Source organism: Sellimonas catena (genome assembly GCF_027924685.1).
In the GTDB taxonomy this organism is placed as follows: Bacteria; Bacillota; Clostridia; order Lachnospirales; family Lachnospiraceae; genus Sellimonas; species Sellimonas catena.
In genome coordinates, this window is the sequence record NZ_BSBO01000039.1 from 21,864 (window position 1) to 39,126 (window position 17,263).

Annotated in this window: 12 protein-coding genes; 10 read left to right on the forward strand and 2 right to left on the reverse strand. The window is 43.8% G+C overall.

The window, feature by feature from the left end:
* Positions 1 to 4: 4 nt before the first annotated feature.
* The 6 genes from Selli1_RS15475 to Selli1_RS15500 all read left to right on the forward strand — a co-directional run bounded on the left by Selli1_RS15475 (position 5) and on the right by Selli1_RS15500 (position 6,857).
* Entirely contained in the window at positions 5 to 1,579 is a 1,575-nt protein-coding gene (locus Selli1_RS15475; RefSeq protein ID WP_281873844.1) for a type I restriction-modification system subunit M, read from the forward strand.
* A 2-nt stretch (positions 1,580 to 1,581) separates the two neighbouring features.
* Positions 1,582 to 2,250 carry a hypothetical protein gene (locus tag Selli1_RS15480; RefSeq protein ID WP_281873846.1) on the forward strand — a complete coding sequence of 223 codons (669 nt, stop codon included), beginning with the start codon at positions 1,582 to 1,584 and terminating at the stop codon, positions 2,248 to 2,250.
* 6 nt (positions 2,251 to 2,256) lie between these two features.
* Positions 2,257 to 3,438 (forward strand): restriction endonuclease subunit S, encoded by a 1,182-nt coding sequence (locus Selli1_RS15485; RefSeq protein WP_281873847.1) that lies wholly within the window; start codon positions 2,257 to 2,259, stop codon positions 3,436 to 3,438.
* Between the two features lie 299 nt (positions 3,439 to 3,737).
* Entirely contained in the window at positions 3,738 to 4,277 is a 540-nt protein-coding gene (locus tag Selli1_RS15490) for a hypothetical protein (protein ID WP_281873848.1), read from the forward strand.
* Between the two features lie 520 nt (positions 4,278 to 4,797).
* A complete protein-coding gene (locus Selli1_RS15495; protein WP_281873849.1) occupies positions 4,798 to 5,358 on the forward strand; it encodes a hypothetical protein in 561 nt (186 codons plus the stop codon).
* Positions 5,340 to 6,857, forward strand: a complete 1,518-nt coding sequence (locus tag Selli1_RS15500; protein WP_281873850.1) for a relaxase/mobilization nuclease domain-containing protein — start codon at positions 5,340 to 5,342, stop codon at positions 6,855 to 6,857. The genes Selli1_RS15495 and Selli1_RS15500 overlap by 19 nt, the downstream gene beginning before the upstream one ends.
* A 283-nt stretch (positions 6,858 to 7,140) precedes the next feature.
* On the opposite strand, the gene Selli1_RS15505 is transcribed toward Selli1_RS15500, so the two are convergent.
* On the reverse strand, positions 7,141 to 7,449 hold the full coding sequence (locus tag Selli1_RS15505; protein ID WP_281873851.1) for a helix-turn-helix domain-containing protein: 309 nt from the start codon (positions 7,447 to 7,449) through the stop codon (positions 7,141 to 7,143).
* A gap of 472 nt (positions 7,450 to 7,921) precedes the next feature.
* On the opposite strand from Selli1_RS15505, the gene Selli1_RS15510 reads away from it, so the two are divergent.
* The 3 genes from Selli1_RS15510 (at position 7,922) to Selli1_RS15520 (ending at position 15,716) form a co-directional block, all read left to right on the forward strand.
* Positions 7,922 to 10,444, forward strand: coding sequence for a SpaA isopeptide-forming pilin-related protein (locus Selli1_RS15510; protein WP_281873852.1), 2,523 nt, complete (start codon positions 7,922 to 7,924; stop codon positions 10,442 to 10,444).
* A gap of 29 nt (positions 10,445 to 10,473) precedes the next feature.
* On the forward strand, positions 10,474 to 11,340 hold the full coding sequence (locus Selli1_RS15515; protein ID WP_281844296.1) for a class C sortase: 867 nt from the start codon (positions 10,474 to 10,476) through the stop codon (positions 11,338 to 11,340).
* Positions 11,341 to 11,459: 119 nt separating this feature from the next.
* Positions 11,460 to 15,716, forward strand: coding sequence for an MSCRAMM family protein (locus Selli1_RS15520; protein WP_281844295.1), 4,257 nt, complete (start codon positions 11,460 to 11,462; stop codon positions 15,714 to 15,716).
* A gap of 53 nt (positions 15,717 to 15,769) precedes the next feature.
* Here the strand turns inward: Selli1_RS15520 and Selli1_RS15525 are convergent, their stop codons facing one another.
* On the reverse strand, positions 15,770 to 16,126 hold the full coding sequence (locus Selli1_RS15525) for a hypothetical protein (RefSeq protein WP_281844294.1): 357 nt from the start codon (positions 16,124 to 16,126) through the stop codon (positions 15,770 to 15,772).
* A 110-nt stretch (positions 16,127 to 16,236) separates the two neighbouring features.
* Here Selli1_RS15525 and Selli1_RS15530 point away from each other — a divergent pair, with 110 nt between their 5' ends.
* Positions 16,237 to 16,434, forward strand: coding sequence for a hypothetical protein (locus tag Selli1_RS15530; RefSeq protein ID WP_281844293.1), 198 nt, complete (start codon positions 16,237 to 16,239; stop codon positions 16,432 to 16,434).
* The last annotated feature ends 829 nt before the right edge of the window (positions 16,435 to 17,263 follow it).

The following is a 17,263-nucleotide window of genomic DNA, read 5'->3' on the forward strand; positions in this document are numbered from 1 at the left end:
AACGATGGCAGAGGAAAATAAATATCAGGCGCAGGCGAACGAACTGTCTCAGAAGTTGTGGGCGATTGCAAATGAATTGCGGGGACAGATGGATGCCAGTGAATTTAAGAATTATATTCTGGGAGTTATCTTCTATCGGTATCTCTCTGAGCGTACCGAGCTGTATATGCAGGAACTTCTGGAAAATGATGGAATTACATACGAGGAAGCCTTTGCAGATGAAGATTTCAGACCGGTTGTAGAGGAATGGTCACTTGACCATCTGGGATATATCATCCAGCCGGAAAACCTGTTCCGGGAATTGATTCGTAAGATTGTGAAATTCCGTGATGATGCAGATAAATTCAGCGTGGAAGACTTTGAACGTGCCATTCATGAACTGGAAGGCTCCACGATGGGGCATCTGTCCAATAAGGCGTTTGACGGATTGTTCAGCGACATGCGCTTGCAGGATTCCCGGCTTGGGGAGACCGTGGCAGACCGGACAGATATGATTGGGCGTGTCATGGTTCGGGTATCGGAGATTGATTTCAACTTACAGGATTCTCAGTTTGACGTACTCGGTACAGCATACATGATTCTGATTGGCTTATTCGCTTCGGATGCCGGGAAGAAGGGTGGGGAGTTCTTTACGCCTACCGGACCGTCAAAACTGTGTGCTACACTGGCAGCTTTGGGATTGGATGAAGCGAAGACGGTCGGTGACTGTACCTGCGGTTCTGCTTCGATGCTGCTGGAAGTACAGAAACATCTGACAACAGGAAAAGTCGGTCATTTCTACGGTCAGGAACAGAATGCAACAACATACAACCTTGCCCGTATGAACATGATTATGCATGGTGTAGACTGGCAGCGGTTTGATATTTACAAAGGGGATACGCTGAAAGATGACAAATACGGGGATGTGAAAATGACCGTTCAGGTCTGCAATCCCCCGTATTCGTTAAAGTGGTCGGCTGATAAGAAATTTGAGGATGACCCACGCTATTCCGGCGCCGGGAAGCTGGCTCCGAAGTCTCATGCGGATTTTGCCTTTGTAGAGCATATGGTTTACCATATGGACGAAGATGACGGACGTGTGGCTGTCCTGCTGCCGCATGGTGTATTGTTCCGTGGCGGTGCGGAAGAAACCATCCGGAAATACATCGGAAAAGACCTGAACCGGATTGATGCTGTGATTGGATTGCCAGCTAATTTGTTTCATGGGACAAGCATTCCGGTCTGCGTCTTAGTGCTGAAAAGCAAGAGAAACGGCAACAGCGATAATATCCTGTTTATTGATGCCAGCAAAGAATTTAAGACGGGTAAAAATCAGAATACTCTTGAGGATGAGCATATTGATAAGATTGTGAAAGCGTACACCGACAGGGTGGACATTCCGAAGTTCGCACATGTAGCAACGATGGCTGAAATTGAAGAGAACGGCTGGAATCTGAATATTCCGAGATATGTGGATACATTTGAGGAAGAGGAGCCTGTGGATTTGGTTGCTGTGAAGGCAGAAATCAAAGAAATTGCTGTGAAGAAGCAGGCTGCGATTGATAAGGCAGAATCTATATTGCGCCAGTTGGGGGTGTGACAATGGCGAAAAAGCATAAGACTGACCTCGGAAAGCGAGCAATTTACAACTATCATGTAAGAAACGAAGGAAATAATACTAGAGTTTCCTCTTCAGTGGTTAATTGTTGGTATCCTACATCGCCGAAACAGGAGGAAATTCTGATTTTAAGTAAGATGCGTAATCTTACGAAAGGGCGAGATGGGGTTCCGGTGCGTATTCCTGAAAGGAATCTTTATTCTTTGTTCATGACAGGGGGATATACGGAAACGGATGATGGTATGTATATTCTTGAACAAGATGTGGTCATTCGGAGGACACGCAGTCGTTTTCATGACTTTGCTGGACGTGGGTTGTTGGAAGGAACCATAGGTGCTCCGGCTATTACATTCTCTGGATTGAGGCAACTCGAAGACCTTGTAACAGTTGATAATTCGATAGACGATATCATTCATAAATTTATTCTTGCTGTTCGGGAAAATACGTTAATTATGCAGCAGCATGGACAGCAGTTTGATATATTACTGGAAAAGCTGGAATCACAAATTGCGATACCAGAGAAAAAGAAGTGCGATGTGGTTTCGATGGCTGCAAACGTAGCAACTATTATTGGTATTGTACCATCTGTAGCAAGTATGACACCAGGCGTGATGAATGTTATCCATCATTTGTTTGAGTTTATCGGGAGGTGAGGTAATATGGAACCACTGTTGCGTTTTAAAGAGGATGATGGAAGTAAGTTCCCGAAGTGGGAGGAACATAATTTATCTATGTTTTTAGATGAAAATAGATTGAGAAATGTAGATTTGAAATTTGGTAAGAAAGATGTGTTATCAGTTTCGGGAGATTACGGTGTTGTAAATCAAATTGAATTTCAAGGACGTTCGTTTGCTGGTAAAAGTGTACAGCAATATCATATTCTTCCACATAATGGAATTGTTTATACTAAAAGTCCATTAAAGGCAAATCCATATGGTATTATTAAGGCAAACAAAGGTGTTGCAGGTATTGTATCTACACTATATGCAGTTTTTGATTGCAAAAATAATGTAATACCCGAATTTGTTGATGCATATTTTGACTTGGACGAGAGGTTGAATAAATATTTAAAGCCACTTGTTAATATTGGTGCAAAACATGATATGAAGATTAGTAATGAGCGCTTTTTGTCAGGAAGGGTTTGTTTTCCTTCCCTTCCCGAACAGAAAAAAATCGCATCATTCTTATCCATGATTGATGAAATTATCCAGTCCACAGAGTCCGAACTGACCGCATGGCAGGAACGCAAAAAGGGCGTGATGCAGAAAATTTTTAATCGTGAGGTGCGGTTCAAAGCAGATGACGGAAGTGAGTTCCCGGAGTGGGAAGAGAAACGCCTGGATGAAGTGGTAGAATTTTTAGATGGTTTGAGAAAACCATTGGAGGCTGGAGAAAGAGTAGCGGGACCATATCCATATTATGGGGCATCGGGAATAATTGATTATGTAGAAAATTATATTTTTGATGATGAGCTTGTTTTATTGAGTGAAGATGGTGCAAATATTATTGACCGTAATTATAGAGTGGCGTTTTTAGCAAAGGGAAAATATTGGGTAAATAATCATGCACACGTGCTGAAGGCTGTTGACAGTAATGTTAATTATTTTATTTGTGAACAATTGGAGTCATTTGATTATAGAAAATATAATTCTGGTGGCGCCCAGCCAAAATTAAATCAAGCAACATGCCGGTCTATTATTATGCGGATGCCTTGTGTTGAGGAACAGCGCAAAATTGCTGATTGTTTGTCATCATTAGATGATGTTATCAACCAGATAAAGGTTGAACTTTCAGCATGGAAAGAGTTCAAAAAAGGTCTGTTACAGCAGATGTTTGTATGAAAATTTTCTGGGGAATCCAGATGGAATTTTACAAGAAATTGTGATACAATTTGAGTGAAAAAAATAAAATAAAGATGTTCATGTCTGAAATCCGAGGGAACGTTGCAGGTGGTCTTGACGTAAATCCTAGCTTAAAAGTCGTCCGGGAGTCCTGTGGGGGTGACGAACCACAGTACGAGGGATACAGCTTGTCAAACAGAAAGAAAAGCGGTGAACAGATGACGGAGATTTGAAGTCTCCTGATTCTGTTTGCCGCTTTTTCTTTTGAAAAAATTTTAGAGAAAAGAGAGGTATTGAATATGAGCAGTGTAAAAGATGTACGCCAACAGTTGGCAAAAATGCAGCGGGAAATGGAAGCAAAAGAATTGGAACTGTATCGTGCGCAGGCACAGCCGCTTCTGGATTCTTTTGTGGATTCTTTGTTGAATGATAAGGAAATTTGTAAGAAGTTAAAGGACTACAATAAAGAGGAAATTCGCTTGATTGCGGCACAGTTTGGGAAAGATTTTGACCGCATCGTGTCAGAGTGCAATACAGATATCGAAGTGGCAAGACAGAAGAGAGCAGAGCGTGCGGCGAAGAAAAAAGAGAGGGCAGCAGTTGCTCCGAAAGAGAAACCGGTACAGATACCTGTGACAGAGGCTCCGAAGGAATGGACTTACGTAGATGATGAAGGATGGACGGTCCATATGGTACGGGATGAGAATGGACAGGAGTCTATTAAAGAGTGGACCCGTGTGGATGAGGACACAGGAAGGATGCTGCATAAGACGAAGCAGGAGAATGGCGATGACCTTATTTGGCGTGAACGTCCGCAGGCTGGAAGTTACGGGTATTGATGAGTGATTCCAGCTGTGTATATTGATGGACGGCATGCGGTGCCGTGAGAAAAGAGAGGCTGAGAGAAAAACCGGAGGTTTGTCTTTTGGAATGGCAACGGGAGGTAAGAGTTCCGTTGACAGGAAGGTTAAGGGTGCGGGACCGGAAACGAATTGTGTCCGGAATCCTGCAAGAAGGAAGGGGTTGAGGGGAAACGCAGTTTCCCTCACAAGTAAGCCGGTATTTCCCCGGTATGGGGAAATCCGGCGTGAGGGTTTTCGGCGGAACCGCCGACAAACCCTCTACTTGCATTTCCTACATCTGTTACAAAGAGTACCTTTCAGTACTTTTTACAGTAGACGGTGCCAAAGCTATGGGATAGGTTTGGTGCCGGCGGACTTTGTGTGCAGGAAATGTGGCAGTGGAACGGTGCTGTAAAGCACAGGGAGACTGCCATCGGTAGGAGCCGTATCTCTGTCAGATACGGCGAGGAGACACGCAGTAGGCGTGTCATAGCAGTACGGAAGGAGGTGCCTGGTGATGGCAGCAGGGAAACCGGCGGCAAAGAGCCAGCAGGAAAACCAGATGGACGGGGAAGAGAAGCAGAAAGAGATATTGGTGAAAGTGACGGCAAGAATTGCACATTCCGTGAGCGATATTATTAAGGATATCGCAGAGGAATACGGAGTGAGCTTCTCTGAGGTCGTAAGGCTTTCGATAGACGGACATCTGGAAAAATATTTGGGGAACGTGCAGTACATAGATAAGCAGCAGGGAGAGGAAATCAAGCGGCAAAGTGCTGCGCTTGCGAATGAGATGCAGGGAATACGGAATGAGCTGAACCGTATTGGTGTGAATGTGAACCAGATTGCAAAAGGAAATAATATTGCAGGGCAGGTAATGCGGTTGAATGATGCGTATTGCGCATCGAAGGATGAGAAAAAGAAGTCTGAAATTATTCGGAAAATAATGCATCTGGAAAAGATGCAAAGAGAACTAAAGGTGATTTCTTCAAATCTCGATGCACAGAAAGAATGTATGGATAGATATGAGGAAGCAAGCTTGGAGGTGGCGAAAGCATTATGGCGTATTCAAGGGTAACGAGAACTGCTTTCGGCAGGGATGCGCTTGAGTATGCTGCCGGACATGGCACAGGACACAATCAGAATGAACAGCGGAACGTGTATGTTGGATATGTGAACCTGCTCCCCGGCATTGACCCGGCTGACCAGATGGAAGTGTACTGGAACCGGGCAAGAAAAAATCACAAAACGCAAGTGCTTCGTATCGTCCAGAGTTTTAGTACAAAGGAATTGAATCCCCAGGATGAGAACGATATCCTGACGGCAAATCTGATTGGACAGGAGTTCGCACAGAAGTATTATCCGGACCGGCAGGCGGTGGTCTTTACCCAGATAGACGGGAAGTCCGGGCTTGTACACAATCATGTGATTGTAAGCGATACGGACATGATTTCCAGTAAAGGCTGTGAGAAAGAGCAGTATCATTTCCCGAAGGTAAAAGAGTGGACAAATGCGGTTGCCGGACAGTATTTTGAACTGGATTCCGGCGTACAGCAGGTCGAGGATAAGACGACACAGACCGAACGTCATAAGAGGGAGATTGGGGAATACGTATGGAAGGATGACCTGAAAGAACGTATTACGTCAGCGATGGCGTCAGCGGAGTCTGAGCAGGAATGGATGCAGAATCTGGTGCGTACCGGCGTGAATATCGAAGTACATGATTCAAAGAAACGTGGGCGGTATTATACGTATGAATTGGTGGATACTTCGCAGTTCCCGGCAGGGAAAAAGGTTCCGCAGAATTTGAAATCCAGGTCGTATAAGCTGGGGACTCTGTATGATTCTGACCATGTACAGGAGTTCTTCAAAGAGAAGGAAGCAGAGTTGGAATTAGAGCGGAAACGACATGGTTCACGTGCGGATGCTGACGCAAGTTCTTCTGTAACAGAGAAGTCGAAACCGCAGGCATCTGGGTTTGAAAAAGCGTCGCAGGAGAGCGATACGGCAGCGGCTGCGGCTGCGGTGCAGATGCAGCGCAAGCGGGAGAAAGAGGAAGAGAAACAGCGTCTGAAAGAAGAAGTTCGTAAGAAAATGGAAGCCCGTCATGCAAGAGAACAGGCAGAGCGGGAGGAAGCTCTGCGGAGGAAAGAAGAACAGCGAAGACGAGAAGAGGAACAGATTGAGAATAGGAAGCCGTCACAGACAATACCGTCTGTGCGTACTATTCGGGGTGAGGATGGAAGCATTCGTATTGAGGGAGTCGGAAAGAGGAAAGCCCAGTTCCATAATCCGGATGGTTCGGTTGACTTGACAATGGAATTACAGTTGAAAGCGGATGAAGAGCGGCGGAGACGCAATGCGAAGCGTGAAAAGGATATTGGTATCCTGCAGACGGATGGCTGCCGCCTTCTTGATGAGGTTCGTGATATCAATCAACTCAGAAGCAGGACGGGTAAAAAGGGTAAGAAAGGGTCATCTCGGCGTCAGATTACCGGGCGAGAGGTTGCAGACCGGATTGACCGGTCAGTACAGTGGCAGGAACGGAAGAAGAATGACCGGGGATTCGGAGAATAGACGAAAAGAACCACGGATTTTTGCCGTGGTTTCTTTATGTCCAATATGTGGGCGATTTGTGGGCATAGTGTGTGACATTGTGTGCCCAAAGTGTGGCACATATACGCTGATAGGTTACAGATGCCTAAAGTATGTGCCACATCATGCTCCTATTTTTCCCACAGTGTGGAACAAATGTGGCACATTGTGTGTAACATATATGGGTGGCTATATGAAATGTGCCATACTGTGACCATATCATGGTGCATTCTTCACGAGACTATGTTTCTATGATTTCATATCACTATGAAAATATGATTTTTAATACATCCAGCACTTTCTTCTGGTCCTGTGGAGACAGTTGCTGGAGCGCATTGCCGAGTTCCGGCAGAATGCCCTTTGTATTTTCGTTAAGCCCGGTCAGCGTATCTAATGAGATATGCAGGGTTTCGGCGTATGTAATAAGCATATGACTGCTGCAGGTATTGAGACCTCTTTCGATAACAGATAGATGGTTCTTGCTAACGCCGCATGCTTTTGCCATTTCTTCTTGCGTGACATTCTTTTCCTGGCGGGCTGCTTTCAGCCGTTTGCCGAGTTCCTGATTGGTCATCAGTGGGTTTCCTCCTCATTTATGAAACTTTTCTGTGTATTATTATACTATGAAACGAAATATAATCAATAATCCTCAAAAAAATAATCGAAAATGATGAAAATTCATTGACGCTATCATGAAAAAGAGGTATAATGCTTGATAGAGTCATCATATGTGATGATTTACAACAAAAACAGTATATAGATGTTCATGTGGAAAACTCAAAGGAACGGTGCCTTGTAGGGATGCTGGCGTAAGACGTCCGGGAGTGTTGCAGGGGTGACGAACTGCAAGACGAGAGTACAGCTTGTCAATATAGAAAGAAAAGCGGTGAACAGATGATGGAGATGTGAAGTCTCCTGATTCTGTTTGCCGTTATTTTTTTGTGCATTTGCTTTGGGGTTACACTGGCAGCCCAGCTGCTTTGGCAGCAGATTATGCCGGTATCAAATATATTTATACAATTTCATAGAAAGGAGTAGAAAAGTTCATGAGTAAGAAAAACTTTTTTACAAAGGCGTTTGCAGGAACGCTTGCAACATTGATGGCGGTGACACCTGCTGTCTCCGTACCTGTGTTTGCGGCACCTGGAACCGGACAGGATTCCACCGATGGGACCAATAACACACAGGTAGCAAATGACCTGGAGAATTCGGATATCATTGATTATTCCAAGACAGGGTCTCTGAGTATTTACAAGTATGATATCACTTCAGCAGAAGCAGCCGGAGATTACACAGAAGGTGAGAGATTCGCCAATGGTGAAAAGGATACCGTAGTGGAAGAAACAATGGCTGATTATGCTATTCAGGGTGTGCAGTTCACTTATCTCCGTGTAGGTAACATTGAGACATACAGCAATACGGAAGGTGGTTCTTCTCAGGTAAATGTTGTTTACGAGATTCCGGTAAAATTGGCTGAAATCCTGAAGCTGGATGCCGAAGATGCTTATAAAATGAATGAGGACGGCGTTGCTGAAAAGTGTACAAACAAAGGTGTTCTCCATTATGACAGTACACAGCTTTCGGATGCATTGGCTAAGATTTTAGCGGATGATGAGCTTGCTGCGACAAGTGCATTAGAAGAGTACCTTTACAGTTATGGTACACAGGATAGCACGACAGATGGTTCGGTAACTACATCCGAAGATACCGGTGTGGAAGCAGTGAATATGCCGAAGACAGATGCAAAGGGTTATACCCATGTAGAAGGTCTGGAACTTGGTCTGTATCTGCTAGTGGAAACAGAAGTGCCGGAACAGGTAACAAGTACGACAAATCCGTGGTTCGTTTCCCTGCCATTTACGAATATGACACCGGAAGATGAGAATGCTACTGGTGAGGAAGGCGGAAATTACTGGCTGTACGATATGACTTGCTACCCAAAAAACCAGACAGGCAATCCGACTTTGGACAAGAGCGTGCGGAATGCTTATAGCAATACGAATGCAGTGGATGACAAGAATGGTACTATTAACCGTGGCGATGCTTATGTCAGCAGTAAGGATAGCGAGTCTTTAGTTGTATTTAACGATGATTCCAACAATCCGAATAATGAAAAGGATACAGATGAGGCTGCTTATGTAGCAAACCGTGGCGGTTATACATCTGATGGAACAACTGCTGGTAAAGATGGTGCCGGATACAGCTATGACTTTGAGTACCGTGATACGAATACAGCTTCTGCAGGTGATGTACTGGACTATATTCTGGTATCCAGATTACCGAAGATTACATCCAAAGGTACTTTCTTGTCAGAGTATACGTTTACAGATATTTTGTCGGCAGGGCTGGCTTATAACAAGGATGTAAAGATTGCATTTTATGATAATCCGACAGATGCAAACGCAAATAATACAGCAAACGCTGTTACTCAGTGGAATCTAAATTCCGGAGATTATACACAAGGTTATGCAGATGTGACCGTAACGGATGAATCAGGCTCTTCAGCATGGAAAGACGGTTCAACAGAGCTGACTGTAAAACTGACAGAACTCGGACTGCAAACCTTGAATGGTAAAGGTGGAAATGGTAACAACATTGCCGGACAGGGCGGTGGAAAGGTAAGTAATGAGAGTTACAGCGACCTGTATATGGTTGTATACTATACCGTTACTGTAAACAGTGATGCATCTTTAGTACTTGGCGATGAAGGTAATGAGAATGATGTTGTTCTGGAATGGAGCCGTACATCTGACGGTTACTATAACACGCTGGAAGACCGGAACTATATTTATGCATACAGCCTTGATTTGACAAAACAATTTTCTGATAACGAAGGCGATATGAGCCAGGTTGAATTTAAGCTGTACAATACAACGGATGCATACTATGTCATGGCAAAACAGTCTGCGGAGGACCCGGCTGTATGGTACGTAACTGGAAAGACGACCAGCAAAGAGGAAGCAACGACATTTATTCCAACTGAGGAAGGACGCATTGTTGTATATGGTCTGGAAGCAGACAAGTATGCAATGACAGAGATTGCGACAGATAATGGCTACACATTGCTGGAAGATTCTATTAATATCGTTATTACTCCGACTGACCGTGACGTAATCGCTTCTGTCGCTGGTACGACAGGTCTGACTGGGGACCAGGTAGATGCAATTATTGCAGCATACCATGGCGGTATTTTTAACGAAAACGGACAGCTTGTAAATGCGTCCAAGGATGACATCTTTGGAACAGATGCAACACGCCCGGACATTGAGGATGCAAACGGACGTACCATCGGTAAGACAGATATGCATGTAGGCGAAATTGTAGCAGCAACAGCAACTGTCGATGAAGTTTCTGCCGACATGAAGGAACATACTTACACAGAAGGCGAAGGCACAGAGCAGAAGACATCTGCAAACGCAACCGTTGTTCTGAATGTAGTCAATAATAAGAATTTCCTGCTTCCGAAGACTGGAGGATACGGAACTATCCTGTTTACACTTGCAGGATGTGCAGCCGCTGTAGGCGGAGTCCTGCTGGTAACAAAGAAGTCTAAAAAGAAAGAAGCTTAATTTCTGGAAGAAAGAAGCTGGATAGATAAATGAATAAAAGGGGCATCGTTAAGGGTTTGATGGTGTTCCTGCTCTTTGGGATGGCGATTGCTCTGACGATGTACCCTTTCATCTCAAACTGGCTGTTTGAGAACAAAACGGATTCCGTGGCAGATGCAGTCGAACAGGCTGCTCAGGAACTGGATAATTCTGAGCAACAGGCTGCACTTCAAGCTGCGAGGGAATACAATCAGGTCCTTGCTGACGGGCATGTGACGCTGACGGACCCGTTTGAGGAAGATAAATCTCAACAGGATTTGGCAGAGTATGAATCACTGCTGAACCTTACGAATGACGGCGTGATGGGAACGGTGGAAATCCCTGCGATTGATGTGTCGCTCCCTATCTATCACGGTACGTCTGAGAGCGTGTTGGAAAAAGGAGTAGGTCACCTGCATGGGACATCTCTTCCAGTGGGAGGGGAGAGCACTCATACAGTATTGACCGGTCATACCGGTCTCAGTAAAGCAAAGCTTTTCACCGATTTGACAGAGGTGGAGGAAGGCGATATTTTTTTCCTTCATGTCATGGGTGAGAACCTGGCGTATCAAGTAGACCAGATAAAGGTCGTGCTTCCTTCGGAACTGGACGATTTGAAAATCGTGCCGGGGGAGGATTACTGCACACTTGTCACCTGTACACCGTACGGCGTGAACTCACACCGCCTGCTGGTACGGGGTGTGCGGACAGATTATCAGGAAGCGGTGGAAAATCCGGAAACCTTTGAGGATAAAGAAGTGACGTCGAAGTGGATGGAAGAGTACAAGAAAGCGGTGATTATCAGTATTAGCTGTTTTGTAGCGATTCTGTCGGTTATTGGGATTGTACGGCACTTCCGAAACAGGAGCCGCTCATAAGTTTTTTGTAAAGGCTCTGTGTATGTGGAAATGTATGCGGAGCCTTTGTTTATATAGAAATTGTGAAATGAAAATGCAGTCTGGAATATGACCAGGCTGGAGAAAGGAGAGTATAAGGCATGAAGCGTAAAGTAACATGTTTTACATCCATGGCATTGGTTGTACTGATGGCAGTCTCTCCGGTTGCCGGAAGTTCTGCTTCTGTATTTGCGGCAGAGCCGTCTGACGAGACAACTGCAATCCAGGTGATACCGGAAGAAGATGAGACATCGGATGAGATTGTCGTAGAAACAGAGAGCAATGCGATTGAAATCAAAAAAGAAATGCAGGCTTCTGTAAAAATCGGGGATGCCGGTGAGTCTGACATCGAGGTGGAGACAGAGTATCAGGCGGGAGATTCCATCCCTGTCCATGTTACAGCAGAGAATCCAACGGATGCAGATGCAGACTTCCGCCTGTATTTCTGGGATTATGGAGAAACACTTCCGGAAGACAAGGCTGAATGGTCTAAGGTCCTGACAGATGCCTGTAAAGACGTGAAAATCGCAGAACTGCAGGATACGGATAAGTATGCCGTGGATTTGAAGCAGGGCGAAGATACCGTTCAAAGCAAGGCGTCTTTTGCTTCCGAGAAAGATGACAAGGACCAGTTGACAGCGGCATATCTTTCTATAGAGATTCCGGCAGAAGCTTCTCTGGATACAGTCTTTCACATCAGTTCAGATACAGCAGAAACTGTGACTATTGTTCCTGTATTTGATGCGGAGAGCGAGAATGCATTCTATGGAGATACAGCTGTGGCTCAGTGGAAAGAGAATCCGATTGTCGTGGAAGCGGATGAGACAAAAGACACTGGGGACGAGAACCAGATATTGGTACAGGAGCAGACAGAAGAGGATGAAAATCTGGGCACTTTGGCTACATTACTAGAAGAGGAAAAAAATGAAGGTCAAAAGGTCATTGCACAGATTGGAGATTACACAGAAACGTTGGAATTGGAAACCCAAGAGTCATTAGATGTGCTGCAAAATCGGTTTCCGCAGACGTTATCCATTACGCTGGAAGATGGTACTAGGGAAGATATAGAAGTAACCTGGGAGTGTCTGAGTGACTATGAACAGACGGCACAACCTATCTATGTGTTCGAAGCGGTTCTTCCGGATGGATATGCGGTTCATGCATTAGTTGGTGACCCAACAATAGAAGTGGTGATTCTTGCTAATTTGTCTGATGAAGATTTAGATGTCAGTCCACTGGTATTGTTCCCTGACAATCCGAATGGTACACAGACAATAGATAAAAAGATAGGATGTACCAAAGATATTGGTCAATATCTGCAAAATATTTATGACACAAACAAAAAGTACTATCTTGGTACACCATATTATGACAGAGTGTTTGAAGAGCCATATACAGACTGGCTGCTTGCCAATGGAGCAACAGCGGATGGAAAATCGGGTCATATGAACTGCACAGGATTTGTTGCAGACGTGATTCGCAAATGTGGCGGTAATTTAACAAAGATTACTCAACGTAGACCAGGATGGTATGCCAATGCTTCTAACTGGCAGGATTATGCACATGGCTATCAGAAACAGCCTGATGGAACTTGGGCACAGAATCTTTTGCTTGCATGTAAGACATATCGTTTTGACAGCATCAGTGCTGCTCTGCAGTCTGGTGTGATGGAAAAGGGAGATATCATTTTCTTTGAACCTCGAGACTGGACTGAGCCTGGCGCTGACTGCCATATTGGCTTTTTCTTTGGTAAGACATCAAGCGAAAATAAATTCTGGCATTCTTCCGCACATGGTGATGCTATAAAAGAGGGAACATCTCCTGGAAATATGATTTCCGCAATCACGCCGAAAGTTCCGTCTTATTTATATGTATTTAAAACATACCATTCCCCGAAAAAGGGAGGACTGTCTATCCAGAAAAAGTCTGCGAATACAAGTATATCTAACAAATACAGCAATGGATGTTACTCTCTGGCAGGTGCAAAGTATGGGGTATATTCGGACAGTGCATGCAAAACATTAGTTACAACAATCACAACAGATGCATCCGGCTATGCTGCTACAAAAGATGATGCCTTAACGGAAGGAACTTATTATGTAAAAGAAACGACGGCTTCCAAAGGGTTTAAGCTGGATACCAAGATATATAAGTTTACGGTGAAAGGCGGAACAACAGCAGCGCAAAACAAACAGACCTCATCCGAACCGCCAAAAACAGGTAAGATTCTGCTGCAAAAGAAATCTGGTGATGCCGATACAACAACAGGAAATAATCGTTATAGCATCCAGGGCGCTGAATATACGGTATATTCCAACAAGGTCTGTACTGTCAAAGTAGGAACGATTGTTACGGACGCATCCGGACAGGGCAGTTTAGCCGGATTACCATTGGGAGTCTATTTTGTGAAAGAGACGAAAGCATCTACAGGGTTTGATATTGATACCAATGTGTATTCTGCAGATATTTCGTCAGGGACAACCGATGAGATATCCGTGAATTTGACATCGGTAGAGCCGGTGCAGTTCGGTGAATTGAAAATCATTAAAAGTTCCTCCAGCCCAACTGTAACAACAGGCAATACCAATTATTCCCTAAAAGGTGCAGAGTATACAGTTTATACTGACAGCAGTTGCAAACAGGCATATGGAAAGATTACAACCGACGAAAATGGGGAAGGGACCCTGTCGAATCTTCCATTTGGCATATATTATGTGAAAGAGACCAAAGCACCAAAAGGTTATCAGTTGGATACAGTCGTACATGCTGTAACGATTCCAGGTACGGCAGTTGTTACGATGAATCTGAAAGATGTACCAAAAGTAGGAGAATTAAGAATTATTAAACAGTCAGCAGATACATCTGTGACGAATAATAACAGCAATTATTCCCTAAAAGGTGCTGTTTATACTGTATACAAAGATAAGGCATGTCAGCAGAAAGTTGGAACGATTACAACCGATGAAAATGGCAGCGGTTCCCTTGGAAATCTTCCGCTTGGAACTTATTATGTGAAAGAAACCAAGGCACCGCAAGGATATCAATTGGATACAGAAATTTATACCGCTGAAATCCCGGACGCAACCGTGGTCACGATGAACATGGAAGATAAACCGGAAGTGGGAAATCTGAGAATCATCAAACAGTCGGAACTCCCGGAAATCAGTGAAAATAACCAATGCTATTCTTTGGCTGGCGCTGAATTTACCATTTACAAAGATGCCGCTTGCAAGACTGTGTATCAAGTAATAAAGACCAATGCCGATGGAATAGCAGAATGTCATGATATGCCTTTGGGAGATTATTGGGTGAAGGAAACCAAGGCTCCAAAAGGGTTTGAACTGAATACAAACTGGACCCAGAAAGCAACCGTGACAGCATCCCATACCGCAGAGAAACCTCTTACTTATACCTGTAAAGATGTTCCGGGCAACGACCCGACAGGTATCGAGATTACAAAACTCCAGAATGGAGATAAGACGGATACTATCCCAACCCTGGAAGGAACTCAGTTCACGATTAAGTATTACGATGGTTTTTATGACAGTGTGAGCGAACTGCCAGCACCGACACGGACTTGGGTACTGGAAGTAAAAGAAGTTGGTAATACTGAAAGATATATTACAGGTTTGACAGACAATTATCTTGTAGATGGCAGTGATGAACTGTATTACATTAACGGAGTTCCTTGTTTACCATATGGAACTATTACGATTCAGGAGACAAAGCCTGCAGCTGGTTATACTTTGGATGGCTATCTGGTAAATAAAGATACAGGTGAAGTAGTATCGCAGAATAGTGAAATTTATATTGCGCAGATAAATAAAGATTCCGGTGCCGTTCGTCTTCAGGGCGGTAACGAATTCACTGGCTACAACACTCCAAAATCCAGTAAAATCAAACTGAAGAAGTTTGATTCTGACGGCAAGAATCCGTTAGCAGGTGTTGTATTCGAAATCAAGAACTCAGACGGAGAAGTGGTTGGAACCAAGACGACTGACAGAAACGGAGAAATCATCTTTGATAACTTGTATCCAGACATCTATACCATTACGGAAAAAGAAACAGTACCGGGACATTCTCTGCTGAAAGACCCAATTGTTGTAAAGGCTCCAATGGAAGTGACAGAAGATTATATTAATGATTACAACATTAGCAAATCGAAAGTGACCTATGACCCGGCAACGGGAACTTATTACATCTATGAGTTCACGTATGAAATTACGAATGACGTAACTTTCAAGATGCCGATGTCCGGTGGCTTTACAACACCGATGACGTTTGTTCCGCTGATTGCAGGAATGGGAATCATGGGTGGACTTGGTGTTGTTGGATTCCGCAGGAAACGGAAGAAATAAGATAGCTTAGACAGTCTGAGGCTGTGGAACTTTTGGTTCCGCAGCCCCTTTTTTTATAGGTTGCAGGCGTCTGCTATGATGTCTGCAACGGCATCGCTGCATGGAATCTCATAGTTTTGTGTTTCGTTATCCGGCAGAGCCTGTATCTTTTCCATGTTACCTTCGCATTCTTCGTACACATGGTTCTGTGAACCAATCACGGTAAGAAAATTTCCATTATGTCCGTAGTACAAAATATGTTGTAAATCAAAGTCTTCGCCGTTGATAGAGAGGACTTCCGATTGTGCGAAGATAGTGTAGATGGGAGTGAAAGATGCTTTCTTACGGATGGAAATCGTTGTTCCCTCATCTGAATCTTCGATTTTGGCTATGTACGTTGCGCCGGATACGGTGTAGCGTTCTTCTTGCATGGTTGTGTACCACCTTTCCTTGGATTTCTGATAATAGTATACGCCTGTTGGTTTATAGCATACAAGGGGGCAAGCGAGTTTTTACTGTTATCAATGAGGATAAAATTGGGATGGCACAGGGACTGTCAGGAATAATAATTGTAATTGATGGATGCGAATGGGAAATTAAACGAAAAAGAATTGTATTTCATGATTCTGTGAGACGCTGTGATGCCTCAAGGATTCATTTTCTATGTGATAGTAAGGATTTCCTCGTATGGGGTGAAAAATCGAAAATAAGGGCAAATTTGAGCGTTTTAGAGCTATAACCTGTTGGCGTATATAATGAGGAATGCTGGATGAGCGGTTGATTTTTTTTGATTCGGATTGCATATAATATAAGCAAGAAACCAGAGATGGTTTCTTTGCAGGTAACTTGAGTACCTGTAGTCGTTAAGCGTATGCGGTCTGGTCAGACAGGTGGCATGCGTTGACTATATTGGGTTGTGCATTCCGCCGCACTCTGAATAGATGTCATAGACATTAAAAAAAATGCTCAAAAAGAAAGTGGAAAATAATATGGAAACCAGTACAGTTGAGACAGATACGGTTCAAATACCGTACCTGTCTGTATTAGTAATGTCGAAGTAAAGATGAAAAATCCCATCAGAGTGTTGGCTCCGATGGGATTTTTATATAGCTGTGTCATTTTTGTATTTAAGAAAATCTAAAACATCTATAATACCGTCTATATCAGGTGTAACATAATGCTTATTTCCTTTTTCACATTCCTGCAGGTACTCTTGACATGCCTTTATAATATCAGATTCGTGGCGATTGAGAATATTCAGGACGGTTGTATAGTAGGAATTGTCCGTTGTAACAAACTTGTCAATGTATGTACGTGTAACAGGAAATAATTTGTAGTAATGTACACCGTGTTTCCGACCACGGTTTGTATGAGAACTCGGTGGTAATGCAAAATATTGGTTTTTAGGAACAGTAGGTGAAATATTGGACCGAAGCGGTACAACTGTCGAGCGACACTTTCTGGTAGCCACAAACAGCATTTTATAATCGCCAACTTTTCCAGAAAAAAAGCACAATCGCATCTCAACGACACGGTCATGCCTCTTTTCCTGCATTCTTTCAGCTCAG

Excerpts from the sequence above, each read along its gene's own strand:
- Selli1_RS15515 (WP_281844296.1), top strand. The coding sequence starts at position 10,474 with ATGAATAAAAGGGGCATCGTTAAGGGTTTGATGGTGTTCCTGCTCTTT.
- Selli1_RS15485 (WP_281873847.1), top strand. The coding sequence starts at position 2,257 with ATGGAACCACTGTTGCGTTTTAAAGAGGATGATGGAAGTAAGTTCCCG.
- Selli1_RS15480 (WP_281873846.1), top strand. The coding sequence starts at position 1,582 with ATGGCGAAAAAGCATAAGACTGACCTCGGAAAGCGAGCAATTTACAAC.
- Selli1_RS15495 (WP_281873849.1), top strand. The coding sequence starts at position 4,798 with ATGGCAGCAGGGAAACCGGCGGCAAAGAGCCAGCAGGAAAACCAGATG.
- Selli1_RS15500 (WP_281873850.1), top strand. The coding sequence starts at position 5,340 with ATGGCGTATTCAAGGGTAACGAGAACTGCTTTCGGCAGGGATGCGCTT.
- Selli1_RS15505 (WP_281873851.1), bottom strand. The coding sequence starts at position 7,449 with ATGACCAATCAGGAACTCGGCAAACGGCTGAAAGCAGCCCGCCAGGAA.
- Selli1_RS15490 (WP_281873848.1), top strand. The coding sequence starts at position 3,738 with ATGAGCAGTGTAAAAGATGTACGCCAACAGTTGGCAAAAATGCAGCGG.
- Selli1_RS15475 (WP_281873844.1), top strand. The coding sequence starts at position 5 with ATGGCAGAGGAAAATAAATATCAGGCGCAGGCGAACGAACTGTCTCAG.
- Selli1_RS15520 (WP_281844295.1), top strand. The coding sequence starts at position 11,460 with ATGAAGCGTAAAGTAACATGTTTTACATCCATGGCATTGGTTGTACTG.
- Selli1_RS15525 (WP_281844294.1), bottom strand. The coding sequence starts at position 16,126 with ATGCAAGAAGAACGCTACACCGTATCCGGCGCAACGTACATAGCCAAA.
- Selli1_RS15510 (WP_281873852.1), top strand. The coding sequence starts at position 7,922 with ATGAGTAAGAAAAACTTTTTTACAAAGGCGTTTGCAGGAACGCTTGCA.
- Selli1_RS15530 (WP_281844293.1), top strand. The coding sequence starts at position 16,237 with ATGGCACAGGGACTGTCAGGAATAATAATTGTAATTGATGGATGCGAA.